Annotated in this window: 26 protein-coding genes, 1 tRNA gene and 1 riboswitch; of the genes, 18 read left to right on the plus strand and 9 right to left on the minus strand. The window is 54.9% G+C overall.

Features of this window, described 5'->3' with window-relative positions:
• Positions 1-33: 33 nt before the first annotated feature.
• The 4 genes from M2418_RS15860 to M2418_RS15875 are packed head-to-tail and all read left to right on the plus strand — an operon-like array spanning position 34 to position 3,045.
• Positions 34-474: a PPC domain-containing DNA-binding protein gene (locus tag M2418_RS15860; RefSeq protein WP_259147763.1), complete on the plus strand. Its 441-nt coding sequence runs from the start codon at positions 34-36 to the stop codon at positions 472-474.
• 57 nt (positions 475-531) lie between these two features.
• The gene (locus tag M2418_RS15865) at positions 532-1,383 is read left to right on the plus strand and encodes a TIGR02587 family membrane protein (protein ID WP_250983417.1); all 852 of its coding nucleotides are present in this window, start codon (positions 532-534) and stop codon (positions 1,381-1,383) included.
• A 6-nt stretch (positions 1,384-1,389) separates the two neighbouring features.
• The gene (locus M2418_RS15870; RefSeq protein WP_259147765.1) at positions 1,390-1,797 is read left to right on the plus strand and encodes a TIGR02588 family protein; all 408 of its coding nucleotides are present in this window, start codon (positions 1,390-1,392) and stop codon (positions 1,795-1,797) included.
• A gap of 21 nt (positions 1,798-1,818) precedes the next feature.
• Positions 1,819-3,045: an FAD-binding oxidoreductase gene (locus tag M2418_RS15875; protein ID WP_250983415.1), complete on the plus strand. Its 1,227-nt coding sequence runs from the start codon at positions 1,819-1,821 to the stop codon at positions 3,043-3,045.
• Between the two features lie 39 nt (positions 3,046-3,084).
• On the opposite strand, the gene M2418_RS15880 is transcribed toward M2418_RS15875, so the two are convergent.
• The gene (locus M2418_RS15880; RefSeq protein WP_250983414.1) at positions 3,085-3,378 is read right to left on the minus strand and encodes a hypothetical protein; all 294 of its coding nucleotides are present in this window, start codon (positions 3,376-3,378) and stop codon (positions 3,085-3,087) included.
• Between the two features lie 363 nt (positions 3,379-3,741).
• Between M2418_RS15880 and M2418_RS15885 the strand changes: the two genes are divergently transcribed.
• From M2418_RS15885 to M2418_RS15910, 6 genes are all read left to right on the plus strand, one after another.
• Positions 3,742-3,966 (plus strand): hypothetical protein, encoded by a 225-nt coding sequence (locus M2418_RS15885; RefSeq protein WP_259147768.1) that lies wholly within the window; start codon positions 3,742-3,744, stop codon positions 3,964-3,966.
• A gap of 18 nt (positions 3,967-3,984) precedes the next feature.
• On the plus strand, positions 3,985-5,007 hold the full coding sequence (locus tag M2418_RS15890; RefSeq protein ID WP_250983412.1) for a DNA topoisomerase IB: 1,023 nt from the start codon (positions 3,985-3,987) through the stop codon (positions 5,005-5,007).
• A 99-nt stretch (positions 5,008-5,106) separates the two neighbouring features.
• A complete protein-coding gene (locus M2418_RS15895) occupies positions 5,107-5,418 on the plus strand; it encodes a PepSY domain-containing protein (protein WP_259147770.1) in 312 nt (103 codons plus the stop codon).
• Between the two features lie 28 nt (positions 5,419-5,446).
• Entirely contained in the window at positions 5,447-6,049 is a 603-nt protein-coding gene (locus M2418_RS15900; RefSeq protein ID WP_259147771.1) for a general stress protein, read from the plus strand.
• Positions 6,050-6,129: 80 nt separating this feature from the next.
• Positions 6,130-7,023: an SDR family oxidoreductase gene (locus M2418_RS15905; protein WP_250983410.1), complete on the plus strand. Its 894-nt coding sequence runs from the start codon at positions 6,130-6,132 to the stop codon at positions 7,021-7,023.
• 228 nt (positions 7,024-7,251) lie between these two features.
• Complete coding sequence (locus M2418_RS15910; protein WP_259147772.1) at positions 7,252-9,012, plus strand: penicillin-binding protein 2; 1,761 nt, start codon at positions 7,252-7,254, stop codon at positions 9,010-9,012.
• Positions 9,013-9,018: 6 nt separating this feature from the next.
• Here M2418_RS15910 and M2418_RS15915 read toward each other — a convergent pair.
• Positions 9,019-9,092, minus strand: a tRNA-Gly gene (locus tag M2418_RS15915).
• A 72-nt stretch (positions 9,093-9,164) separates the two neighbouring features.
• On the minus strand, positions 9,165-10,259 hold the full coding sequence (locus tag M2418_RS15920) for a 2'-deoxycytidine 5'-triphosphate deaminase (RefSeq protein ID WP_250983408.1): 1,095 nt from the start codon (positions 10,257-10,259) through the stop codon (positions 9,165-9,167).
• A gap of 77 nt (positions 10,260-10,336) precedes the next feature.
• A riboswitch (SAM riboswitch) is annotated at positions 10,337-10,415 on the plus strand.
• Positions 10,416-10,458: 43 nt separating this feature from the next.
• On the opposite strand from M2418_RS15920, the gene M2418_RS15925 reads away from it, so the two are divergent.
• Together M2418_RS15925 and apaG are read left to right on the plus strand one after the other, a co-directional pair.
• Positions 10,459-11,643 (plus strand): O-succinylhomoserine sulfhydrylase, encoded by a 1,185-nt coding sequence (locus tag M2418_RS15925; RefSeq protein WP_250983407.1) that lies wholly within the window; start codon positions 10,459-10,461, stop codon positions 11,641-11,643.
• Between the two features lie 185 nt (positions 11,644-11,828).
• Entirely contained in the window at positions 11,829-12,221 is a 393-nt protein-coding gene (gene apaG, locus M2418_RS15930; RefSeq protein ID WP_192486787.1) for a Co2+/Mg2+ efflux protein ApaG, read from the plus strand.
• Between the two features lie 68 nt (positions 12,222-12,289).
• On the opposite strand, the gene M2418_RS15935 is transcribed toward apaG, so the two are convergent.
• The 3 genes from M2418_RS15935 to M2418_RS15945 form a co-directional block, all read right to left on the minus strand.
• The gene (locus M2418_RS15935; RefSeq protein WP_250983406.1) at positions 12,290-13,294 is read right to left on the minus strand and encodes an Hsp33 family molecular chaperone; all 1,005 of its coding nucleotides are present in this window, start codon (positions 13,292-13,294) and stop codon (positions 12,290-12,292) included.
• A 395-nt stretch (positions 13,295-13,689) separates the two neighbouring features.
• On the minus strand, positions 13,690-14,607 hold the full coding sequence (gene argF, locus M2418_RS15940; protein ID WP_192486785.1) for an ornithine carbamoyltransferase: 918 nt from the start codon (positions 14,605-14,607) through the stop codon (positions 13,690-13,692).
• A gap of 52 nt (positions 14,608-14,659) precedes the next feature.
• Positions 14,660-15,859: an aspartate aminotransferase family protein gene (locus tag M2418_RS15945; protein ID WP_250983405.1), complete on the minus strand. Its 1,200-nt coding sequence runs from the start codon at positions 15,857-15,859 to the stop codon at positions 14,660-14,662.
• A 440-nt stretch (positions 15,860-16,299) separates the two neighbouring features.
• Here M2418_RS15945 and M2418_RS15950 point away from each other — a divergent pair, with 440 nt between their 5' ends.
• Entirely contained in the window at positions 16,300-16,821 is a 522-nt protein-coding gene (locus M2418_RS15950) for a GcrA family cell cycle regulator (protein ID WP_192486783.1), read from the plus strand.
• 88 nt (positions 16,822-16,909) lie between these two features.
• Here M2418_RS15950 and M2418_RS15955 read toward each other — a convergent pair whose 3' ends face one another.
• A complete protein-coding gene (locus tag M2418_RS15955) occupies positions 16,910-17,503 on the minus strand; it encodes an NUDIX domain-containing protein (RefSeq protein ID WP_259147774.1) in 594 nt (197 codons plus the stop codon).
• A gap of 65 nt (positions 17,504-17,568) precedes the next feature.
• On the opposite strand from M2418_RS15955, the gene M2418_RS15960 reads away from it, so the two are divergent.
• Positions 17,569-18,339: a DeoR/GlpR family DNA-binding transcription regulator gene (locus tag M2418_RS15960; protein ID WP_259147776.1), complete on the plus strand. Its 771-nt coding sequence runs from the start codon at positions 17,569-17,571 to the stop codon at positions 18,337-18,339.
• Between the two features lie 66 nt (positions 18,340-18,405).
• Here M2418_RS15960 and rhaI read toward each other — a convergent pair whose 3' ends face one another.
• Positions 18,406-19,698 (minus strand): L-rhamnose catabolism isomerase, encoded by a 1,293-nt coding sequence (gene rhaI / locus M2418_RS15965; protein WP_259147778.1) that lies wholly within the window; start codon positions 19,696-19,698, stop codon positions 18,406-18,408.
• 82 nt (positions 19,699-19,780) lie between these two features.
• Between rhaI and M2418_RS15970 the strand changes: the two genes are divergently transcribed.
• On the plus strand, positions 19,781-19,939 hold the full coding sequence (locus M2418_RS15970; RefSeq protein WP_148146741.1) for a YqaE/Pmp3 family membrane protein: 159 nt from the start codon (positions 19,781-19,783) through the stop codon (positions 19,937-19,939).
• 47 nt (positions 19,940-19,986) lie between these two features.
• Here M2418_RS15970 and M2418_RS15975 read toward each other — a convergent pair whose 3' ends face one another.
• Positions 19,987-22,083, minus strand: a complete 2,097-nt coding sequence (locus M2418_RS15975) for a bifunctional rhamnulose-1-phosphate aldolase/short-chain dehydrogenase (protein WP_259147780.1) — start codon at positions 22,081-22,083, stop codon at positions 19,987-19,989.
• A 198-nt stretch (positions 22,084-22,281) separates the two neighbouring features.
• Here M2418_RS15975 and M2418_RS15980 point away from each other — a divergent pair, with 198 nt between their 5' ends.
• The 3 genes from M2418_RS15980 to M2418_RS15990 all read left to right on the plus strand — a co-directional run bounded on the left by M2418_RS15980 (position 22,282) and on the right by M2418_RS15990 (position 25,919).
• Positions 22,282-23,112 (plus strand): DeoR/GlpR family DNA-binding transcription regulator, encoded by an 831-nt coding sequence (locus M2418_RS15980; RefSeq protein ID WP_259147781.1) that lies wholly within the window; start codon positions 22,282-22,284, stop codon positions 23,110-23,112.
• 46 nt (positions 23,113-23,158) lie between these two features.
• On the plus strand, positions 23,159-24,181 hold the full coding sequence (rhaS, locus tag M2418_RS15985) for a rhamnose ABC transporter substrate-binding protein (RefSeq protein ID WP_192486777.1): 1,023 nt from the start codon (positions 23,159-23,161) through the stop codon (positions 24,179-24,181).
• 208 nt (positions 24,182-24,389) lie between these two features.
• A complete protein-coding gene (locus tag M2418_RS15990; protein WP_259148030.1) occupies positions 24,390-25,919 on the plus strand; it encodes a sugar ABC transporter ATP-binding protein in 1,530 nt (509 codons plus the stop codon).
• Positions 25,920-25,928: the final 9 nt, after the last annotated feature.

Here is a 25,928-nt window from a genome sequence, read left to right on the forward strand (position 1 = left end):
ATGGCAGCCCGACATAATAAGGGAGAAGAACCGATGCAGAGCAAGCTGCTGTCCAACGACAGCGATCGCATTTTTATGCTCGTGATCGAACCCGGCGAAGAAGCATTTGGCATTATCAAGGATTTTGCCATTCAACACGACATCAACGCCGCGTCGGTGACCGCGATTGGCGCATTTGAAAAAGCCACATTAGCGTTTTTCGACCTTGCTTCACAAACCTACGATGACATTCCAATCGATGATCAAAGTGAGGTACTGAGCCTGATGGGCGACATCACTCTGGATGAACGGGGCAAACCCAATCCGCACCTGCATGCAGTTTTAGGATTCTCCGATGGGCACACGCGCGGGGGCCATTTCGTGAAGGGGTACGTCCGCCCGACGCTGGAAGTGATCGTCAAGGAAACGCCCGCCCAGCTTAGACGCACCTACCGTCCGGAATTTGGCATCGCGCTGATCGACACATCCGCCTGAGGCGGGAACAAGGTTCGTTACCACACGTTATCGCTTGCAGAACGCTGGAGGCGATACATGGCAGCGGCAGCATCCGGTCAGTCCGGGGGTAACGAAACAGAACATTTTCTGACAGGTCTGGCCCGCGGTTTGGCAGGTGCCCTGCTATTTGCCCTGCCGATGCTGATGACCATGGAAATGTGGTTCCTGGGCCTTTACGTCAATCGCACGCGATTGCTGCTGCTTTGCCTTCTCAACCTGCCTTTGCTGATTATGCTTGCGCGCCGCATTGGCTTTGAAAAAACCTCTTCATGGCATCAGGCTATCCGTGATGCGCTCACCGCTTATGGGCTGGGCATCGCAGTCAGTGCCGCAATCTTGCTGCTCCTGGGCGTCCTCAACGACCAGCTGACCACAAGTACCATTGTTGCTAAAGTGGCATTGCAATCGGTCCCCGCCAGTATCGGCGCATTGTTGGGACGCAGCCAGCTGGGTGCGCATTCAGAAGAAAAAGAACAGAATAACGGCGAAGGCGAGACCGGTTATCTGCATGAGCTTTTCATGATGATGGTCGGCGCCCTGTTCCTAAATCTGAACGTCGCACCAACGGACGAGATGATCCTAATTGCCTACAAGATCACACCATTTCACACCGCCTGTATCGTGCTAATCTCAATCGCGCTGATGCATGGTTTCGTCTATGCCCTGCATTTCAAGGGATCGCACGGCTTGCCTGATGGAAGCCAGTGGTGGCACTCTTTCATTCGTTTCACCATGCCCGGCTATGTCATTGCGCTTGCTGTCAGCATCTATGCGCTGTGGACCTTCGAGCGACTGGACCACACTTCACTCTCTCAAATAATGACCGCGGCCGTCATTCTTGGCTTTCCCGCCTCGATCGGTGCTGCGGCCGCCCGTCTTATTCTGTGAGCAATCATGACAAAATCCGTTGGAAGCAAACACACGGAAACCGCAGATCCCCATTGGCTTGAGTGGCTGGTGGGCGGCGTTTGTACGCTTCTGGTTGTTACCCTCTTTGTCTGGCTCGGCTGGGACATCCACCGCTACGAGGATCAGGCCGCGCAGTTCGAGATTTCGGTACTATCGGTACAGGCGGAACACGACAATTATCGCGTCACATTCGACATTCACAACACCTCGCTTTCAACGGCTGCAGAAGTGCATGTGCGTGGCGACCTTGTCTCCCCTGACAGTCCTGAAAGCTCTGATGTCACATTCGATTATGTCGCTTCTGAATCCCATGAAACAGGCATCCTGTTTTTTAAAAAAGACCCCGACTCCGGCGAGTTCAATCTCACTGTCATGGGTTACACCCAACCATGATTTCCCCGCCGAAAGAATGTCATGAAAAAAGCCAAACTTACAAAAGAGCGGGATCTGAGGGATTCACGACCACTGTGGATCGACAGCCCGCGCATTTCCGTGCGCAGCAAAAGCTTTATTGGTAAAAGCCATTATGACATTGTCATCATTGGTGCGGGCATCAGCGGCGCCTTGGTGGCCCAGGCACTGGCGAAGCCTGGAAAATCGGTTCTGATTGTCGATAAGCGTAAGCCGGTTCGTGGCAGCAGCATCGCCAGCACCGCAATGATTCAGCATGAAATTGATGTGCCTCTTCACAAACTGCAAGGCATGATTGGCGAGGACAATGCCAATCGCGCCTGGCAACGCTCCGCCAAGGCTGTGTTGAAACTTGAAGATATCGTCCGATCGCTGGAGATTTCTTGCGCGATGCAACGCAAGCCAGCGCTTTATATAGCAGGCAATGAATCGGGTGCGCGCGGCCTGCAAACGGAAGTGGATGCGCGCCTGAAGGCTGGCATTGAAGCGACGTTCATCGACAAGGCCGATCTCCAAAGCCACTTTGGGCTTGATCGCGATGGTGCCATCTTGAGCGACATATCGGCATCGGCAAATCCCGGCCAGTTAACGGCGGGCTTGTTGCGCTACGCCGCTAAACAGGGGGCGGAAATCGTCAGTGGGGTTGAAATTACAGACCTCAAAAGTCTCGGTGATGACGTGGTCATGGCAACCGCAGAAGGAAAGCTTATCAGCACACAGCATGTCGTGTTCTGCACCGGCTACGAATTTCTGGAAAACGTTGCCAACAAAAAACACGAGATCATCTCGACATGGGCAATTTCCAGTAAAGCCGGTTTGTCCCTCCCGGATTGGTTGCACAAACATATTTTGTGGGAGGCCTCTGACCCCTATCTATATCTCAGGACGGATGAAGCAGGACGTCTGATTGTTGGCGGTGAAGATGAAAACAACTCCAATGCCTATCAGTCCGAGGCAAAGTTGCACAGGAAAGCCCAAACCATCCGGCGCAAGGTCAACAACCTGCTAGGCCTTGATATCGGGCCGATAGACTATCAATGGGCTGCTGCATTCGGCTCAACCACAACCGGTTTGCCGTTGATCGGCTCCGTACCGGCTATGCAGAATGTCTATAGCGTGATGGGGTTTGGCGGAAATGGTATCACATTCAGCCAGATTGCTGCAGAACTTGTCGCGGCATACATTAACGGCACCAGCGACCCGGATGCCGCGCTGTTCAAACTCGATTGAGGTTTGCCTACCGCACGTATTCAGTTCCATGGCAGCCCGTCATGGGACGGGCTGACGGTCGGTACCTTCCGTTGCTGGTCTGCTGCCTTCGGGTGGATTGTCACTGAAACCGGCGCCGCTACTGGCACCTGGGTTGTTATTGTCAGCAGGCGCAGAGGCGCTTGGCGGGTTTGGTATGTTTGGTTCGTTGACGCTGCCCCAGATTTCTGCAGCAAGCCAGACTGCTGCAACCAGAATAAGGCTGACAATCAACACCACAAGAACGGGACTTCCTCGCCACCCTTGTCGGGCTTCGCGGGCGCTAAAAACCGCAGGTTTGGGTTTATTTGCCATGTGAAACTCCTTCAAAAACAACCCATCGATCTGGGTCCTATGGCCTTGAACAAGTTGCATTGATTATCGTTCCATCGCTTTTGCGGGAGAGGGTGAAACACACGGCTGAGCGGGTAGCGCTTAAGGGCACGGAACCGGGAAGAACGGTACATCGTTGTGACCAATATGTACGGAGGTAAACTCAATGGATGACCCCAAGTTGGAAAAACCCGTCAAAAGTGACCTGACCTCGCAAGTCGACGCCCCGGTATCGACTTTATTGATGGCCAAAATCTTCGTATTTACCGGCTTATTCCAACGGCTGCCAACGATGATCCTAACTGGCTTGATGCGACAACACATGATGAACTTGTCGTTTGCGCAGTGTCTGCTGGCGATGCGCGAATTGTCGCTGCGGACAGAGAGCTGGATTTTCTGGAAATCGATGCTGTGCCGGCAGAAGATGTCACAACTGTCAACGCCAGCATGTACCGCAACGAAAAGCTTTACAGCGTGGTAGATGATGGTCCGGCAATAGCCGGAATCGAACGTGGTATTATCGATGGCATAGTGCGGGTCGATAATATCAAGCCAAGCCAAACAAATTAACTCCTTGCCGGTGCCCAGATGGATACGCTTGTAACGCGTGAGTTGAAGAAAAGTGGTTTGATATATGTCCAAGACAAGGAGCCGGGCATTACTAGGCTTCGGTCGGGTAGAGGTTTTCATTACAGATTTCCTGATCGAGAACCGGTCAGGGACACCACCATCATCCAGCGCATCAAGAGCCTTGGCATTCCGCCAGCCTACAAGGATGTCTGGATTTGCATGAAAGAGAACGGTCACTTGCAGGCGACCGGACTGGATGCGAGAGGCCGCAAGCAATATCGTTATCACCCGGATTGGCAGACTTTGCGGGGTGAACGGAAGTACGACCAGCTCCTGGAATTTTCACAGTGCCTGCCAGCGATCCGGCGGCGGTCAATTTCCGATATCGAGCGCAGTAAAAGCCCAGAAACCGTGACATTGGCAGCCATAGTTCTGTTGCTTGACGCCACATTTCTGCGGGTCGGCAACAAATCTTACCTGCGCGACAATGGCACATACGGCGCGACAACGCTGCTGAAACGTCATGTGAAATTTGGAAACACCATCGACCTCAAATTTAAGGCAAAGGGTGGCACCAAGGTGCAACGGACGCTGAAACAGCCACGCCTGCAGAAAATACTCGAAGAGATTGCTGATCTGCCCGGCAAGCAGCTTTTTGTATGGCAGGATGCCGACAATAAAATTCATCCCGTCGATTCCAGCCAATTAAACGGATATCTGGCAGGTATTGCCGGCCAGAGCATTTCTGCCAAAACTTTCCGAACATGGGGAGGGACGCTGGCAGCGTTCAGCTACGCGCTGCGGTGTCTCGCTACCAGCCAACCACTGACCCTCAAGGCCATGTGCCATGCAGCATCGCTGGAACTGTGCAACACCCCTGCAATCTGCAGGAAAAGTTACATCCACCCAGCGGTGCTGGCTCTGGCAAGCGATGAGACGACGCGTACCAAACTTCTAAAGCTCACTCAATCGGCGGCCAAACGCACCGCCCATATGCGCAAGGACGAAGTTCTGCTGCGGGATTTTCTAAGCTGTGTCTAGCACCATATTCTTTGTCCGTTAGATGACAAAAGTGCATTCGACGGAACTATCTGCCATCTCAAAGGTTTAATCCACACTACAGCTCGAAAGGATCGAAAAATGAAAAATCTGGTTATCGCCGGAGCGGTTACTCTATTGTCTACGGTAGCCTTTGCGCAGCAGCCGGCCCCTACGCAGTCGGGAGAAACCCCTGCGGTTACCACACCGGATAGCACCAACCCGACAGCACCTGTTGCTGGTGAAAACAGCTTCACAGAAGCGCAAGCCAAAGAGCGCATCGAGGCTGCGGGTTATACTGCGGTGACGGGTTTGACGCTTGATTCACAGGGTATCTGGCGCGCCAAGGCCACCAAGGACGGTGCTGAAGCCGATGTTAGCCTCGACTATCAGGGCAATATTGTCACTCAGTAAAATTCAAAAAAATTTGGAGGAAACATCAATGCGTACAGTAACCGGACTTTTTGACACTCGTGATGACGCGCGCAACGCAGTGACTGCGCTGGAGGCAGCAGGTATTCCATCGAAAGACATCAGCATCGTTGCGCATGACGGCACAACCAAAGACGAGACATCTGAAACCAAAGCCGCTGAAGGTGCCGGAACCGGCGCAGGCGTGGGCGCGGTCGCCGGTGGCGGCGTTGGTTTGCTGACCGGCCTTGGTGTGATGGCTATTCCGGGCGTCGGACCGGTGGTGGCTGCAGGTTGGCTCGCTGCGACGGCGGCAGGCGCTGTTGCTGGCGCTGTAGCAGGTGGCGCAGCTGGCGGTATTATCGGTTCGCTGGTCAGCGCTGGTGTGCCTGAGGAACATGCCCATGTTTATGCCGAAGGTGTACGTCGCGGCGGTAGCATCGTTGTTGCGAAGGTAGACGAGGCAAAGGTTGATGAAGCCTCGGCAATTCTCAAACGCTCAAACCTGGTTGATCCGGTTGAACGTCGACGCACTTATGAACAAGACGGCTGGAGCCGTTTTGACGACACGCGTGACCCTTATAGCCACGACGAAATCGCAGCGGAACAGCGCCGATATCAGACCCTCCGCTAAAATCCATGCAGCTAGATGGAGCGCTTCTCACCGGTGGCGCTCCATTTGCCGTTTAAGCAACCGTATAAGGGAGAGCACACATGAATGACCGCCTCACCATTCAGGATCCACGCAAACAATATCCCGCGCCGCCCTTCGATGCGCAGCCACAACCTATGCCGGGCCTAGTGCAGAATATGGTTCCCTCTCCTGACCACGGCGAAGAAAGTTACAAAGGCTCGGGCAAACTCGCAGGACGAAAGGCTCTGATTACCGGCGGTGATTCCGGTATCGGTCGCGCCGTCGCAATCGCATTTGCCCGCGAAGGTGCTGATGTCGCCATTTCTTATCTCGAAGATGAAGAGCCAGACGCTGAGACTGTGATCGAACTGATCGAGGCTGAGGGACGCATCGGTGTTGCCTTGCCGGGAGACATCAAAAATGAAACTTGGTGCCGCGAGATGGTTGAAAAAGCGGTCAGTGACCTCGGCGGTTTGGATATCCTCGTCATCAACGCTGCCAGACAGCAATACCGAGAGAACCTAAGCGAGCTCTCCACTGACGATTTCGACCAGACCATGAAGACCAATCTTTATGCGTTGCATTGGATTGCCCAAGCGGCTGTCCCACATCTGCAGCCGGGTTCTTCAGTGATTACCACCGCATCTGTTCAGGCCTATGAGCCCTCCCCCATCCTGCTTGATTACGCCACGACCAAAGCCGGTATTGTGGCCTACACAAAGGCGCTGTCAAAACAGCTGATTGAAAAGGGTGTGCGTGCCAATGTGGTGGCGCCCGGCCCCTTCTGGACGGTGCTGCAACCGAGCGGTGGCCAGCCTGACGAGAAGGTTCGGCATTTTGGTGAGAACAGCGATTTTGGTCGCCCCGGTCAACCGGTGGAACTTGCCCCCGTTTATGTCCTTCTCGCATCACAGGAAGCAAGCTTCATCAATGGTGAGGTTTATGGTGTGACGGGCGGCAAAGGCATCGCCTGACGATTTAACACCCAGTGGCGGTTTCACGTTTAATGCTTCCGGCCGAAGGACAATCAAACGTTAACCGCCTCTCGGCAACTTTAGATGTATATTAATATAAATTTAATGGCGTCTTTAAAACAAACGCCACTTTCGTTGGCTTTCAGCCATTTTACAGACACACTTCCATTCAGCGGGTGATGAGCCATCCAGGTGTCACCGTATTGAACGAATGTGGGTTTCGGCCGAATGATTGGTTTTATTGTCCGGCTTAGAAGCCGCGCTCACTTCCGCGTGGAAGTGAAAGGCAAGGCGCCGGGGGGAACCATCTCGGGCAGCGGAGCGCGTCGAACACGACAGGCCCGGCAAAGGCTTACTCTTTTGATTGCCACTTTTGCCGTCATGTATGTGACGATCGGCGCGCGCCTCATCCAATATGGCATGGCCGACCCCTCCGTTACGGGTGCCATTTCATTCAACGCCCACGCCATGGCCTCACGGCCCGACATTCTTGATCGCAATGGCGAGTTGCTTGCAACCGACATCAACACCGTTTCCCTCTATGCCGAACCGCGGAAAATCATCGACGCTAACGAGGTCGTGGAAAAGCTGGCAACGGTTCTACCCAATCTCGACTGGAAGGACACCCACAGAAGGCTGCAATCGGGAAGCGCGTTTCAGTGGTTACGGCGTCAACTTACACCGAAACAACAATCAGATATTCTGGCGCTCGGCATCCCCGGTATTGGCTTTCGTCCGGAGAAACGGCGTTTTTACCCCGGCGGCCCGGTAGCCTCGCATATTGTCGGCCACGTCAACATCGACAATCTCGGTCTGGCGGGAATGGAACGCTACATCGACCAGCAAGGTTATGCCGACCTCAGATCCGTCGGCTTGACCTCCGACACCCGTCTTGAACCCGTCCGGCTTTCCATTGACCTGCGCGTGCAGAATATGGTGCGGGAAATCGCCGCAAAAGCCATGGTCGATTATCAGGCCGAGGCGGCAGGCGCCGTTATTCTCGATGTCGATACGGGCGAAGTGATCGCCATGGCATCGGTACCGGATTACGACCCCAATCAGCCCTCCCGCACACTTGCCGATGGCAGTGTCGACAAGGAATATGAAAAGGGGTGGTTCAACCGGATGAGTAACGCGACATTCGAGATGGGCTCCACCTTCAAGAGCTTCACGTTGGCCATGGGCCTCGACGCCGAAAAGATAAATCTGAATACCGTTATCGATGCTTCCCGTCCGATCCGCATGGGTGGCTTCACGATCCGCGATTTCAAGGGCAAATACCGCCCGCTTTCGATCCCGGAAATCTTTCAGTATTCCTCCAATATCGGCACGGCGGATATCGCCGATCGCGTTGGCATTGAAGGTCATCAGGAATTTCTGACCCGGCTTGGTCTTCTGTCCAAGATGGACACCGAAATGCCTGGTGTGGCCACGCCGACCCAGCCGAGAACATGGAAAAAGATCAACTCGGTGACGATCTCCTTCGGTCATGGCATTGCAACGACACCTTTGCAGACCGCCGTTGCCGCCGCAGCCCTGATCAATGGCGGCAATCTGATCAGCCCGACCTTCCTGCCTCGCAGCATGGAGGATGCGGCGGCTATCTCGCGCGCCGTGATCAAGGAAAAAACCAGTGCGGATATGCGTTACCTCTACACATGGAATGGCCTGAAAGGTTCAGGCCGCGCAGCCCAGGTTGAAGGTTTCAATGTCGGTGGAAAAACTGGCACGGCCGACAAGGTCATCAATGGTCGTTACGCCAAAGACATCAATTTCAACGCATTCGTCGCCGGTTTTCCAATGGACGACCCGCGTTACGTTGTGTTGACCATCGTTGACGCGCCCAAAACCGGCGTCAATGGCGGACGAACTGCCGCGTCCACTGCGGCACCGATGACCAAGGAAATCATTGCGCGAACGGCAGCCTTGCTTGGCACCAAACCAAGCTTCAAAATTGAAGGCAAACCACAGATGATCGTGAATTACTGAAATTACTGGAGCGGGTGAAGGGAATCGAACCCTCGTATTCAGCTTGGGAAGCTGCTGCTCTACCATTGAGCTACACCCGCAATGGATAAAGAGATTCAACAGATCACCGCGGCTGTCAAGCCGCGGTCAGTCTTGGGTGGGCTGCGGCCCCATCACATCCGGAAATGTTTGGAAAGCTTGAGGCCCTGCGCCTGATAGTTGGAACCTGCGCTGGTACCATAAAGGCCCTGCGGTTTTTCCAACATGTGTTCATAGACCAACCGCCCGACAATCTGGCCATGTTCCAGAATGAAGGGCACTTCGTGGCTGCGCACTTCCAGAACAGCACGGCTGCCTGCGCCGCCAGCGCTGACATGCCCAAAACCGGGATCGAAGAAACCGGCATAGTGCACACGGAATTCACCGACCAGCGGATCGAAAGGTGTCATTTCCGCCGCGTAAAGCGGTGGCACATGCACGGCCTCTCTGGACACGAGAATGTAAAATTCGTCGGGATCAAGGATCAGTTCGGAGCGGCCACGGTTATAAAGAGGCTCCCAGAAATCAAACACATCATGCTGCGCCTTGATGTCGACATCTACCACCGAGGTGTGATGTTTGCCGCGATAACCGATCAGACGGTCCTCGCCAAAACCTTCTAGATCGATCGACAGCGCAATGCCGCCGCCGGATACGTTCGGGGTTTCACTGGCAACCAGGGTTTCAGCCGCGTGCAGTGACAGAAGTTCGGCTTCATTGAGCAGCGCATGGCCGATGCGGAAACGGATTTGCGACAGGCGCGAGCCACGGCGCACAACAATCGGGAACGTGCGCGGGCTGATTTCGAGGTAAAGCGGGCCTTTGTAGCCAGCCGGGATTTTGTCGAACTCCTGCGCGCTATCTGTGATGACCCGGGTAAAGATATCCAGGCGGCCAGTCGAGCTTTTCGGATTGGCAGACGCGGACATTCCGGCGGGCAGATCAACCGTTTCCATCAAGGGCACGATGTAGACACAGCCGGTTTCCAGAACGGCACCGTCACTGAGGTCAATAGCGTGCAACCGCAGGCGCTCGAGTTTGGACATGACTGTGCAATCAGGACCCGGCATGAAGCTGGCACGCACACGATACGCGATTGCACCAAGCCGCAGATCAAGACTGGCAGGCTGAACCTGGTCGGCATCCAGTGCTGCCTCGCTTTTCAAATTGCCGCTTTCGAACAGGCCGCGGATGGCTCCATCCGTTAAAATACCGGTCGTTCTTTTCATGATACTCACCTGTTGCTTTTCCAACCGACAAAACCAAAACACCGGCATTGACGCAAGCCGTTAACGGGCGTATGCCAATTTTATCCCGTGGTGATTTGGCCGGTCGGCTTGCAGCCACGTTAAATAAGTGGCTAAAAAGACCGGGTGTTCGAAACCGGTCTGCTTTTGCGGCCGGTTTTTTTGTTTGAAGGTGATGGACATGAGCAATAACTGGCGCCCGGCAACGAAACTCGTTCACGGCGGAAGCCTGCGTTCGCAGTTCGGCGAAACATCAGAAGCACTCTACCTGACACAGGGTTTTGTCTACGAAAATTCAGAAGCCGCCGAGGCTCGCTTCAAGGGTGAGACGGAAGGCTTTATTTACGCCCGTTACGCCAGCCCTACCAATGACATGTTCGAAAAACGCATGTGCCTGCTGGAAGGCGCCGAAGAAGCACGCGCCACCGCATCGGGCATGGCTGCTGTTGCCTCCGCCATCCTGTGCCAGTTGAAGGCTGGCGACCATATCGTTGCCGCCCGCGCCCTGTTCGGCTCCTGCCGCTGGGTTGTTGAGACGCTGGCTCCAAAATACGGCATCGAATGCACGCTGATCGACGGTCGTGACCTTGCCAACTGGGAAGGCGCCATCCGCCCCAACACCCGTCTTTTCTTCCTGGAAAGCCCGACCAACCCGACACTGGAAGTGGTTGATATTGCCGGTGTTGCCAAGCTGGCCAACCAGATTGGCGCAAAGGTGGTTGTCGACAACGTTTTCGCCACGCCGCTTTTCCAGAAGCCGCTGGAATTGGGTGCACACATCGTCGTCTACTCCGCGACCAAGCACATTGATGGTCAGGGCCGCTGCCTTGGCGGTGTCGTGCTTTCCGACAAGAAATGGATCGAAGAAGAGTTCCAGGAATATTACCGTCATACCGGCCCTGCCCTGTCGCCGTTCAATGCATGGACGATGATGAAGGGACTGGAAACATTGGCACTGCGCGTCAAGCAACAGACCGCCAATGCTACCCGCATAGCCGACTTCCTTGCTGAACAGAAGCAGGTTGCAAAGGTTATCTACCCGGGCCGCAAGGACCACCCGCAGGCAGATATCATTGCCCGCCAGATGACCGGCGGGTCGACCATGGTGGCTTTTGAGCTGAAGGGTGGCAAAGAAGCAGCTTTCGCGCTGCAGAACGCCCTTGATATCGTGAAGATTTCCAACAATCTCGGCGATGCGAAGAGCCTGATCACCCACCCTGGCACCACCACCCACAAAAACCTGACGGATGAAGCCCGTGTCGAAATGGGCATTGCCAGCGGTACGCTGCGTCTGTCCTGCGGCATTGAAGACACTGACGATCTGGTTGATGACTTCGCCCAGGCGCTGTCCAAGGTCTCGGCCTGATACCAAACGAAGCCGTGCTCTCCATCAAGCACGGCTTTTCACTTCGCCCTAAATTTACCTTCTATTTCAGCATTTAATCTACTATCCGACATTGTCAGCGTTCGGTACCGCCTGTTTTATGTCAATTCTTGACGAATACCGGATGTTATAGTGTAGAATAAAGCAGATCATTAAAGGTAGCGCGTATGTATCGTGCAACGACAAATGGGATCGAAGTTGCTGTCGACCCTTATTATCTTGAAGAACAGTCGGATCCGGACGATAGTCGCTACGTCTGGGGCTACAAGATTGTCATTGCCAATAACTCCCATGCAGCCGTGCGCCTGACCCACCGTTATTGGCACATTACCGACCAGAACGGTCAGGTCGACGAAGTTTCCGGCCCTGGGGTGGTTGGCGAAGTTCCACACCTGCAACCCGGTGAAACCTATGAGTATTCCTCCGGTTGCCCGCTCGATACGCCTTCAGGCATGATGTTCGGCCACTACCAGATGGAAACCGATGACGGTGAAGTTTTCGATGTCGCCATTCCAGCCTTCTCGCTGGATACGCCCGGCTTGACCCGCGTCCTTAACTAAATAAAAACGGGCGCAACTTTCGTCACGCCCGCCTTTGATAGTGTGGTGCTTGTCGACCATCCGCCAGATCAGTTCTTGGCAGTTGCCAGAACGTCGAACTCGCTGGTTTCATAGCGGTAGGTTGTCGAGCAGAACTCGCAAGTTACCGAAACCATGCCGTTTTCTTCACTGTCGCGGATTTCCTCTGCGGTAAAGCCGGACAATACGCCCTTGATCTTGTCGCGCGAGCAATTGCAACGGTCAAATACCGGCTGTGGATCGTAGATCCGTACACCACGTTCATGGAACAGTCGGAACAGCAAGCGCTCAACAGGCACCTGCGGATCGGTCAATTCGTCGGTATCGACAGTTTCCAGAAGTGTTGCCGCTTCCGTCCATGCGTCATCATGATCGGTTTCGAAATCGCCTTCATCGCCATCTCCACCGTGCAGATCCTTTTGGCGCAGACGTTCGGGCGCCTGTGGCAGAAACTGCGCCAGCACGCCGCCAGCGCGCCAGCCGTGCCGCGGCTTGCCGTCTTCATCACGATCGAAGAACTCGGCAACGCCCAGACGGATGCGGGTTGGCAATTGTTCCGACTGACGGAAATAGGTGCCAGCAATTTCTTCCAATGACGATCCATCCATCGGCACAATACCCTGATAGGGTTGCATGCCCATGCCCTGATCGATGGTAAAGGCAAGAATACCCGTGCCCAGCAGTTCCGCCGGGCTAGTTTTTCCTTCGGCAAGGGCAGCATCCAGCCGTTCCTGATCGAAGCGGGCATAGGCGCGCATGCTTTCAGGGGCGGTGAAATCCGCAACCAGCAGATCAACCGGACCGTCGCCCTTGGTCTGCAGGGTCAACTTGCCCGAAAATTTCAACGACGTACCAATCAGCGCGGTCAGCACCGTTGCTTCGGCCAACAGGCGCGCAACAACTGGCGGGTAGTCATGACGCTGCAGAATGGTGTTCAGCAGAGGGCCAACCTGCACAGCACGGCCGCGCACATCCAGTCCTTCAATCTGAAACGGCAGCACGTTATCGTCACCCGCAAATTTCAGATCGTCCAATTCTACGGTTACATCTGCCATACCAAATACTCCTTGCAGCACCCGCTCCACTTACAGGACACGCGTGACGTCATTGTGTTTTTGCACAGGGGCACGCAAAGTGAAACCACCCGTGGCATACACGTTTCCCGCCAAAACCGGCCGGTGAAACGCTCAATTGGTTGTTTTTTGCATTTTCGGAGTGAAAATGCTGCATCTGGAAAGGTTACGACAGAGCCTTGCTTTTTAACAAAGCCGCATTGAGAGCGCTGTTGAACCTTTTCAAAGCTGCATGTTTTGCCGCAAAACCACACTGAGTTTGAGAAACCATGCAGTAAAACGCGCAAGTCCTGCCGAGATGGCCAAGCTTGCGCGCTTCGAAGACACCCAGATGGGAAGTCAGCAATAAAAGATCAAGACCCTTTCAGGCCTTGTGATCAGACAAGACCCATGCACCATGCAATGATGGACTTCTGGGCATGCAGGCGGTTTTCCGCCTCGTCAAACACAACGGACTGCGGTCCGTCGATAACCTCGTCGGTCACTTCTTCACCACGGTGAGCCGGCAGGCAGTGCATGAACAGTGCTTCCTTGTTGGCCTTTTGCATCAACGCGCCATTGACCTGGTAAGGTTGGAAGATGTTGTGACCACGTGCCTTGTGTTCCTGGTTCATCGACACCCACGTATCGGTCACCACACAATCGGCATCTGCAACAGCACGCTCTGCGTCATGGCACAGCATGATGTCGCCACCATTGTTGCGCGCCCAGTTCAGGAACTTGTCATGCGGCTCGGAGCCCATCGGCACCGCCATGTTCATGCGGTAACCAAAACGGGCCGAACCTTCGACCAGCGAATGCAGAACGTTGTTGCCATCGCCAGTCCAGGCGATAGTTTTTCCTTTGACCGGACCACGATGTTCTTCGAACGTCAGGATATCCGCCATGATCTGGCAAGGGTGGGTGTCGTCTGTCAGGCCGTTGATGACAGGCACGGTTGCGTGCTCGGCCAGCTCCAGCAGACGGTTATGATCTGTGGTACGGATCATGATGGCGTCAACGTAACGCGACAGAACCTTGGCGGTATCGCCAATGGTTTCAGCGCGGCCGAGCTGCATTTCCGTGCCGGACAGGAACAGGGTTTCGCCGCCGAGCTGGCGCATGCCGACATCAAACGACACGCGGGTGCGCGTGGACGGCTTTTCGAAAATCATCGCCAGCATTTTACCGTCCAGCGGCTTGTCAGCCGTACCGGCTTTCGTTGCACCTTTGCGTGCTCGTGCGTCATCGAGAATTGAGCGCAGATCGCCGCTTGAAACAGCCGAAAGATCCAGAAAATGCTTTGGAGATGCCATTCTTTTTACCCTATTTCCGCAAGCTGCCCCTGGCCGCCTGCTTCTTACCCATTCAGGCGCTTTTTGCCTTTAGTGATGCCGAAAGTGCGATTGCTGCGTTTTCGATACGACGCAGCCCTTCTCTTGCCTCATCTGCCGTCACGACCAGTGGCGGAAGAAGACGGATGACGTTGTCGCCAGCCGGCACGCCCAGAACATGTTCCGTGCGCATGGCATGCAAGAGTTCCGAGGACGGCATTTTCGGCTTGATGCCGAGAAGAAGCCCTTCGCCGCGAATTTCTTCGATGACATCTGGGAAACGGTCCTGCAAGGATGCCAACCCCTGGCGGAATATCAGCGTGATGTCGCGGACATGATCCAGGAAACCATCAGCCAGAACAATATCCAACACGGCGTTGCCGACAGCCATGGCAAGCGGATTGCCGCCATAGGTCGTGCCATGTGTACCAGCGGTCATGCCGGAGGCAGCCTCTGCCGTTGCCAGGCAGGCGCCGAGCGGGAAGCCACCACCGATACCCTTGGCAACCGCCATGATATCAGGCGTGACACCGGTCCATTCGTAACCGAAAAGCTTGCCCGTACGACCAACGCCAGTCTGGACCTCATCAAGGATCAGCAGAAGGCCATGCTCATCACACAGGTCACGCAGCGTGCGCATGAATTCTGGTGGAACGATACGAATGCCGCCTTCACCCTGCACCGGCTCGATCAGCAGGGCTGCGGTTTCCGATGTGATCACTGCCTTCAAGGCTTCAAGATCGCCAAACGGCACCTGATCGAAACCTTCGACCTTCGGGCCAAAACCTTCGAGATATTTTGCCTGTCCACCGGCTGCGATAGTGGCCAGCGTACGGCCATGGAACGCGCCTTCAAAAGTCACGATACGGAATTTTTCCGGATGCCCCTTGGAATAGTGGTAACGGCGCGCCGTTTTGATGGCGCATTCCAGCGCTTCAGCACCGGAGTTGGTGAAGAATGCCTTGTCGGCGAATGTGGCATCGGTCAGGCGCTTGGCAAGCTTTTCCTGGCCGGGAATTTCATACAGGTTGGAAAGGTGCCAGACCTTTTCTGCCTGCGCCTTGATGGCTTCCACCAGATGAGGATGGGCATGGCCGAGCGAGTTTACTGCAACGCCCGCCGCGAAATCGAGATATCGCTCGCCACTCTCCGTAATGAGCCATACGCCCTCGCCTCGCTCGAACCGAAGCGGGGCTCTGGAAAAAGTATCGAACAATGGCGCGGCTTCGGCCATGGCAGTATCACTCCTTCGCGCATCTTGCGCTTAAAATCGTTTGTCAAGCGGCGCGGCAGGTTATCCAACGCCTGAAAATCAAAAATGCCGCCTTGCGGCGGCACCGGCACTATCATCACTTCACCCTGCGCTGTCAACAAAAGTCAGCGTTTTCCGGTACTTTCCGGTATTTTTAGATCCCGTTCAACCGCAGATAATTCTTTTGGCCATGCTTCAGGACCGCCGCATTTTCGCAGCAAGTTGGGGAAAACCGGAAAATCGATTCGCGATGATTCCCTCGACTCTTGTCACGGAGTCAGCCTCACACTAGGTTAATAGGCAATTACTAGACTGCAAGCGGCGGAACTAGTCACCACAAAATACCTGTTAGGGCGTGTTCGCGGCTTGCCGCGGCAAGGGTGACGGATTCTGCCTACAACACGCGAACAGCGGAGAGCGGCATGAACTGGACAGACGAACGCGTCGAAAAACTCAAGAAACTGTGGTCCGAAGGACTGAGTGCGAGCCAGATTGCCACTCAGCTTGGCGGTGTAAGTCGTAACGCTGTTATTGGCAAGGTTCACCGCCTTAGCCTGCCGGGCCGCGCAAAGGCTGGCGGAACAGCAACCTCCGCCCGCACCCAAACCAAGCGCACGACATCTGCTCCGCGCGCTCCGAACTACGCTTCGCGCGTTGTTACCCGCACGGTAACGCGGGCTTCCGGCGCCAATCTCATCAAGGAAGAGATTGAAGTCGAAAGCGGTGAAGTTCTCGAGTTTGCACCAGCCAGCAACGTTGTTGTTCCAATTTCGCGTCGCCTCAGCCTGACGGAATTGACCGAACGCACCTGCAAGTGGCCAGTTGGCGATCCAATGGCGGAAGACTTCCACTTCTGTGGCTGCGACTCCCAGGATTCTTCGCCTTACTGCAAGTTCCACGCAAAGATGGCTTACCAGCCTGTCAGCGAACGTCGCCGGGCCTGATCAAATATCCAAGTCACCGAAAAGGCCGCTAATGCGGCCTTTTTGTTGTCTACGTTTCCCGCATTTAAGCGGCGACGCCAACCCTTCCTCAGGCGGCACGCTCTTCCTGCAGAAGACGGATCGCCAGATGCTGCAACAGAATGATTGTCTTGGCATCGCGGATTTCACCGCTGGAAATCATCGTCATGGCATTCGACAAGCTCACTTGCATAACATCGATGTCTTCACCCTCGTCTGCGGACCCGCCACCATCACCGACCTTCTGCTTTTCTGAATATTCGCCAATAAAAAACGCCAGATATTCTGTGACAGAGCCGGGGCTCATATAGACATCAAACAGGTGGGTGAGCGCCGACACGTCATAACCGGTCTCCTCGATCAATTCTTCACGCATTCGCACTGCCGGTTCGGCTCCCTCAAGCAGGCCAGCAGGCGCTTCGATCAGCGTCTCCAAACCGCCATTTAGAAAAACAGGCAGGCGAAACTGGCGGGTCAGCAAAACAGAACCCGTTGCCGGCTTATACAACAGGCAGGTTGCGCCATTGCCTCGATCATAGGCTTCCCGTTGCTGGCGTTGCCAACTGCCGTCCCTCAGCCGAAGTTGATATTCATATTTGGTCAATCGCCCCCAATTACTCGCCAGAACGCGCTCTGATATCGGCCGAAAAATACTATCACTCATAACGTCACCTCTTTTCAATTCGTGTATTTTCGTGCAAACTCGTGCAGAGTCAAGGATTGAATTGAATGTTGGTACAAGAGCGAAAAGCCCACTTGCTGCGTCTGCTGGCGCAGACAGGTAGCGTGGTTGCAACGGATGCAAGTAAGGCGATGGGCGTGTCCGAGGACACGATCCGCAGAGATTTGCGCGAACTTGCAAAAGATGGGCAATTAAAACGCGTGCATGGCGGCGCGGTGCCACTTTCTCCAGCGGTCGCGCCTTTTGCAAATCGTGTGACGATTGCCAATGATGAGAAGGCAGAAATTGGCAGACATGCGGCAAGGATGATCGAGCCGGGCCAACTGGTGTTTCTGGATGGCGGCACCACCGCCCTGCACATTGCCCGGAACCTTGCACCGGATTTGCGGGCGACAGTCATCACGCACAGCCTGAATGTTGCGCTGGAACTGATGAACCATGACAACATCACCGTCGAAATTGTTGGTGGCCGTCTGTTTCGGCACTCCGTAGTGACAGTCGGCGCGGCCACTCTGGCGTGGTTATCGCGTTATCGCCCCGACATCTGTTTTATTGGCGCCACCGGCCTGCACCCGGATCAGGGCATCACGACGGGCGACAGCGAGGAGGCGGAGGTCAAACGGTTCATTATCTCGATATCTGGCGCCGCCTATATCCTCGCATCATCCGAGAAGATTGGCGCAGTCTCCGCCTTCGAGATCACCGAACTCAAGAATATTGATGGGATTATCGCCACGGCCAAAGCCGAAAAAGCCACGCTCACTGGCTTGGAGCATCGTGGATGCCGGGTAATCCGCGCTGATGAAATGGCGACGTAACGAGCGCTGATAGGCCCAAGGCAATCCGTTAGAGACTGCCTTGGGTCAAATCATAGTCTGTTATTTTTAGATAATGCCACCGCTTCCGGCCTTGAAGGCCGGCCGTTCAGCGGCAATTTTTGCGCGGTAACCACTGGCACGATAGGTCGAAACCGGATCGATCGCACCACCGGCACGGCGGCGGGCTTCCGCCAGGATCGGCTCGACATCAGTGCGATAAGCACGCTTCAATGCATCAGATGCCATCAGCGCATCATTGTCCTGCTGATACCCTTCCAATGCCTTGCGGTCGACCAGCAATGCCTGTGCATAGGCGCGACGAATTTCGTTGGCGCTGGAAATCAGGCTTTCAATGGGGTCCGTGACGTTGTGCGACTGGTCGATCATGTGAGCGGGGTGGAAACCCTTCACGCCGCGATAGTCTGCATCCACCAATTCATTGAACACCAGGAACAGACGGTACGGCTCAATGGAGCCCGCATCAAGATCGTCGTCACCGTATTTGCTGTCGTTGAAATGGAAGCCGCCGAGTTTACCGAACTGGATAAGTCGGGCGACAATCATCTCGATATTGGTGTTGGGCGCATGGTGACCAAGGTCCACAAGGCAATAGGCTTTTTCGCCGAGCGTGTTGGCGATGAGGTAGTTGGTACCCCAGTCCTGCACGACGGTGGAATAGAAGGCCGGCTCATACATCTTGTGCTCGGAGAAGATGCGCCAGTCATCCGGCAGCGCCTTGTAAATATCCGCCATACCGCTGAGATAACGCTCGAAACTCTTGGTGAAATTGCTCTGGCCGGGGAAGTTCGAGCCATCACCAACCCAGACTGTCAGCGCCTTGGAGCCTAGCGCGTTGCCGATTTCGATACATTCGATGTTGTGATCGACGGCCTGCTGGCGGGTCGCCGCATCGGTGTGGCTGAGCGAGCCGTATTTGTAGGAGTGGGCCTGATCCGGCGCATCCGAGAAAGTATTCGAATTCATGGCATCGAAACCAAGACCCAATGCATCAGCGTGAGCTTTGAGGCGCTTTGGGTCTTCCTTGTCCCACGGAATATGCAGCGAGACATTCGGCGTAGCACGGGTCAATTCATTGATCACCGAGCAGTCATCCAACTTGTCGAAAATGCCGCGTGGTTCACCCTGTCCCGGAAAACGGGCAAAACGGGTGCCGCCGGTGCCAACACCCCAGGAAGGGACGGCGACAAAAAACTCCGACACCTTTTTCGTGACGTTTTCGATGTCAACACCACGGCGTGCCAGCTGGGCACCAAGGGCTGCATAATCGTCCTTCAATGCCGCAGCGTGTTTGGCATTTTCCGCCTCGATCACATCAGCAGCAATTTTCGTATCTGTCATCTTTTCCTCCCCGGCCTATTGAACCAATAGCCGTCAATCGCGTTTCAACAGTCCGGATATTTCAAAAACCAAAGGTTTAATCGTGGACGTTATTCGCATTCTTCTCGCCATCATCCTGCCGCCGGTCGGCGTGTTCTTGCAGGTCGGCATTGGCTTGCATTTCTGGCTGAATATTCTTCTCACGCTATGTGGATATGTGCCCGGCATTATCCATGCCATCTGGGTTATCCTGCGAAAGTAGCGACATCACCCCCGGCCTTAAGGGACCGAGGGTGAAAGCGTTTCGTACTAGCGCGTGAAGCTTTGTGCATTTCCGGCATCGACATTGATGATATTGCCGGTCGATTTTGCCGAAGCATCCGAAGCCAGGAAGTAAATCGCTTCCGCAATATCTTCCGGGAACACATTCAGCTTCAGCATCGAGCGCTTGCGGTAATGTTCTTCCAGATCCGTGACCTCGATCTTGGAGGAAGCCGCACGCTGTTCACGCCATTCGCCGTTCCAGATTTTTGACCCACGCAGAACCGCATCCGGATTAACGGTGTTAACGCGAATGCCGGCATCTGCACCCTCAAGTGCAAGGCAACGCGCCAGATGGATCTCAGCAGCCTTGGCCGTGCAATAGGCAGAGGCGTTTGGCGACGAGGCAAGACCGTTTTTGGAGGCCACGAATACGATGTTGCCACCGATATTCTGCCGACGGAACAGTTTGAACGCTTCCCGCGACACGAGGAAATAACCGGTCGCCAGGATGTCGATATTCTTGCTCCACATGGCAAGCGTGGTTTCTTCAACCGGTGCGGATGAGGCAATACCGGCATTGGACACCAGAATATCGACGCCACCAAATTCAACACTGGCTTCGATAAACGACGCAATCACGCCGTCTTCCTTGGTCACGTCAAGTTTGACACTGCGCACGGTATCTGCGCCAAACCGCTTTTTAAAATCACCCTTTGCACTGGCAAGAGCTGTCTCATCAATATCCGCCAGCACAACGCAGGCACCTTCACCTGCCAGACGCTCTGCGGTGGCACGGCCGATACCACCCGCACCGCCGGTGACGAAGGCCACCTTGCCTGCAAGGCTCTTTGGTTTTGGCATGCGCTGAAGTTTTGCTTCTTCGAGCAGCCAATATTCGATATCGAACGCTTCCTGCTCCGGTAGTCCTTGATATTCGGAAACCGTCGAGGCGCCGCGCATCACATTGATGGCGTTGACGTAGAATTCACCGGCGATACGCGCCGTTGCCTTGTCCTTGGCAAAGGAGAACATGCCGACGCCCGGAATCAGGAAAATGACCGGGTTCGGGTCACGCATTTTGGGTGAATTGTCGTGTTTGCAGGTCTCGTAATAACGCGTGTAATCGGCGCGGTAGTCTTCCAGTGCCTTGTCCAGACCGGCCAGAAGACCATCGACGTCAGGATTTGACGTATCGAGATCCAGAATGAGCGGGCGAATTTTGGTGCGCAGGAAGTGATCCGGGCACGACGTGCCCAAGGCGCCGAGTGGCTTGAGGCTTTGCGAATTGACGAATTCGAGAACAGCATCCTGATCATCGAAATGACCGAGCTTGCGCTCATCACGGCCGATACGGCCACGGATTTCCGGCATAAGACGGGCGGCAATGGCGCGACGTTCTTCAACGGCCAGGCTTTTTGCAACGGCCCCACCAAAGATTGTCTTGCCTTCTGTCTGGGCAGCAAACCATTCAATGGCCTTGTTGATGATGGCCAGAGTCAGCTCATAGCACGTCTTGGCATCGTTATCCCAGGTGAACAGACCGTGGCTTTCCAGCACAACGCCCTTTGCAGTCGGGTTTGCCTTGACGAAAGCTTCAAGGTCGAGACCAAGCTGGAAGCCAGGACGGCGCCATGGAAGCCAGCCAATGTCCGCACCAAAAATCTGCTGTGTCAGTTCTTTGGAATTCTTCGCCGCAGCAATCGCAATGATGGCATCCGGGTGCATGTGATCGACATGGTCGAACGGCACAAAGCCATGCAAAGGCGTGTCGATGGAAGCGGCACGTGGATTGAGGTTGAACGTGCAATGCGGCAGGAAGCCGACCATGCGGTCTTCGTCTTCCACGCCCTTGTAGATGCCTTTCAACGCTTCAAGTTTGTCCATGTAAAGGGTGGCAAAACCATCGAGCTTGATGGTACCGACGTCACCGCCAGATCCCTTCACCCACATGACACGGACTTTTTCGCCGGTCAGCGGATCGGTTTCCAGCACCTTGGCGGACGTATTGCCGCCGCCATAATTGGTAATACGCTTGTCACCGCCCAACAGGTTGGAGCGGTACAGAAGCTTGCCGGGCTCATCGAGTTTTGCGGCGTAAGCATCATCCCAGCGATTTTCGAGAAGGCGGGTTTGGCCCGTCATGTCTTCCTCCCTAGTGTTTCGTTCGCGAACCACACACGGTCCGCCTCCCGTTGTGTGCAGATATCGCGCAATCAAAACCGCAATGTCAATCAAAAACGATCATAATTTTTCATTGTGCGACGCACCATTGATTAATTTGATCGATCTTGATTGACAACGTAAAGAGTTTGCGAATAATTGCCAATCAGGAGGACCCCAATGCACGAAAGCGAACGCCATCGCATTATCTTGAGCGCCATACAGGAAAAGCCTGTAGTGACAGTGCAGGATATTGCCGAACTGACGGATGCTTCCGAAGCAACGATCCGTAGGGATATTGCGTCCCTTCATGTGCAGGGTAAGTTGCGCCGAGTGCGCGGTGGAGCCGAAGCGGTGCACCCGCCACAGTTGGGAAATCTGGCCGCGCGACCGTTCCGCGTGTCCGAATCAGTCAACATCGATAAAAAACGCACAATTGCGCGCAAGGCTGTCGATTTGTGCGACGATGGCGATGCGATCATCATCAATGGCGGTACAACGACATTCCAGATGGTGCATTACATGTCGGCGCGTCGCCTTCAGGTCATGACCAATTCATTTGCGATCGCTGAACATCTCGTCAAACATTCCAAGTGCAATGTCAGCGTTCCCGGCGGCGCGATCTACCGCGACCAGAGCCTGATCCTTTCGCCGTTTGACAATGATGCAATCCGCAATTTTTACGCACGCCGTATCTTCATCGGTGCACAGGGTGTGGGCGCACTCGGCATCATGGAATCGGACGCGTTGGTTATTCAAAGTGAACAGAAGCTGATGCGGCAGGCGGAAGAATTGATCGTGATGATCGATTCCAGCAAGTTCCGCAAACGCTCCAGTCTCATTCTTTGTCCGCTGGAAAATGTCTCCACCATCATTACCGACGAAGGCGTGCCCGACGACGCGGCACGCATGGTGGAGGATGCGGGCATAAAATTGATTGTCGCCGGAGCATCGGCGAGTGCGGTGGCCGATGTGCCGCCCGATAAAAGAGGTTCCACGTCGGTTGCTTGAGGAGCGCTGACGGGAGGGTTCAAGTTTTCAACTGGGAGGAAAAGGTATGAAACTTACACGTAGAACATTGTCCCGCGCTTTGATGCTGGGTGTCGCCATGGGCGTCGCCGGCATCGGAGCCGGTTTGAGCACGACGGCACAGGCTGCCGACATGAAGATCGCGCTGGTCGTTAAATCGCTCGGCAACGGCTTCTTTGAAGCTGCCAACAAGGGTGCACAGGAAGCGGCCAAGGAACTTGGCGGCGTTGAAATCATCTATACCGGCCCAACCTCGACCACGGCAGAAGGCCAGATCGAAGTGATCAATTCACTGATCGCACAGGGCGTTGACGCCATCGCAATCTCTGCAAACGACCCGGACGCTGTCGTTCCAGCCCTGAAGAAAGCTGCGCAGCGCGGCATCAAGGTTATCTCCTGGGACAGCGGTGTGGCACCGGAAGGCCGTATTCTTCAGCTGAACCCATCTTCCAACGCGCTGATTGGCAAGATGTGCCTGCAGCTGGCAGCAGCCCACCTTGAAGGTGGCAAGGGCGACTTCGCCATTCTGTCCGCCACCACCACATCCACGAACCAGAATATCTGGATCGAGGAAATGAAGAAGCAGCTGGGTGACTTCCCGGGCCTCAACCTCGTCACAACGGTTTATGGCGATGACCTTGCCGACAAGAGCTACCGTGAAGCACAGGGCCTGTTGACCTCGCAGCCAAATGTGAAGGTTATCGTGGCACCAACCACAGTTGGCGTTCTCGCAGCCTCGCAGGCTGTCAAGGATGCCGGCAAGATCGGCCAGGTTTACGTGACCGGCCTTGGCCTTCCGTCCGAAATGGCCGGCGCGATCAAGTCTGGCGCCACCAAGGAATTTGCGATCTGGAACCCGATCGACCTCGGTTACTCCGCAACACAGATTGCCTATCACCTCGTCAAGGGTGACGCAGACGGCAAGCCAGGCTCGGAAATCGAAGCCGGCCGCATGGGTAAGATCAAGGTTGGCGAAAATAGCGAAGCCGCAATGTCGGAACCGTTCATCTACAACTCTTCAAACATCGATGAGTTCTCGAAGATTTTCTAATCTGCGACAGCCTATCCCGGCGGTGAAAGCCGTCGGGACCTTAGACCGCAACTGCATACTCAACGTCATCACCATCTGAGATGGATCGACTTCGTCCACGTGGTTGGATCCCCGGATCCAGCCTCAAGAGTGACGTCGGGTGTGAGGTGCGCATTCTGCTCAATCATGAGCACCCGGATTCGTGACAATGACCATGGCAATTGAAAAAATGGCTGAACCCACTGCACCAGACATGTTGGCTTCCGCCAGCCAATCGCCCATTCTGGAGATGCGCGGCATCAGCCAGATATTTCCCGGCGTAAAAGCGCTGGATGGCGTCAATATCGCACTTTATCCCGGCAAGGTCACGGCCTTGATCGGTGAGAACGGCGCTGGAAAATCGACGCTGGTGAAAATTCTGACCGGCATTTACCGGCCCAATGAAGGGGAAATCCTGCTCGACGGTCAACCCGTGCAGTTTCAAAGTGCGCAGGATGCCATCGATATGGGCGTCACAGCCATCCATCAGGAAACCGTGCTGTTTGACGAACTTTCCGTCGGCGAAAACATCTTTCTCGGCCACGCGCCCAAAGGCCGCTTCGGTCTCATAGACTGGAAAACCATCAACAACCGTGCGCGGGTTCTGCTCGAAAAGCTTGAGAGCACCATCGACCCTTCGATCCGGTTGAAAGACCTGTCCATTGCCCAGCGCCATCTGGTGGCGATTGCCCGCGCACTTTCGGTCGAAGCACGCATCGTCATCATGGATGAGCCGACCGCCGCGCTTTCGCGTAAGGAAATTGACGATCTGTTTCGCATCGTTGAAAACCTGAAAAGGCAAGGCAAAGCCATCCTGTTCATCAGCCACAAGTTTGATGAAGTGTATGAAATTGCGGAAAATTATGCGGTGTTCCGCGACGGTAAAATGGTAGGTGCTGGCCAGCTTGCCGACACACCACAGGAAAACATCGTTCGCCTGATGGTAGGTCGTGACGTCAAGGATGCGTTCCCGAAACAGGCCGTCAATATTGGCGCCACTGTACTATCGGTCAAAAACTACTGCCACGCGACCGAGTTCCGAGACATTTCTTTCGATCTGCGCAAGGGTGAAATTCTTGGCCTTTACGGCTTGATCGGTGCAGGACGTTCTGAACTCTGCCAATCGCTGTTTGGTATCACCAGACCGGCGTCCGGCACCTTGTCGCTCAACGGCCAGGATATCCAGATCCATTCTCCCGGCGACGCGATTGGTGCTGGCATCGTTTATGTTCCAGAGGAACGTGGGCGCCATGGTCTGGCGCTCGATATGCCGATCTACCAGAACATGTCGCTACCTTCTTTGGCGCGCACGTCCCGCAAGGGTTTTCTGGCAGCTGCCAACGAGTTCGCGCTGGCGCGCAAATATGCCACGCGACTTGATCTGCGTGCCGCGGCGCTTTCAGTTCCGGTTGGCACGCTGTCCGGCGGCAACCAGCAGAAGGTTGTTATTGGCAAATGGTTGGCAACACAGCCCAAGGTGATCATTCTTGATGAACCGACCAAGGGTATCGATATCGGCTCCAAAGCCGCCGTGCACGGTTTCATCAGCGAACTGGCCGCAGAAGGCCTGTCCATCATCATGATCTCATCGGAACTGCCGGAAATTCTTGGGATGTCCGATCGCGCGCTGGTGATGCGTGAAGGCCTGATGGCCGGCATGTTCGAGCGTGCCGAATTTTCGCCGGAAGCGCTGGTGCGCGCCGCAACTGGCAATATTTAGGAAATTGAC

The sequence above is a fragment of the Rhizobium sp. BIGb0125 genome, assembly GCF_024810055.1.
Classification (GTDB): Bacteria; Pseudomonadota; Alphaproteobacteria; order Rhizobiales; family Rhizobiaceae; genus Agrobacterium.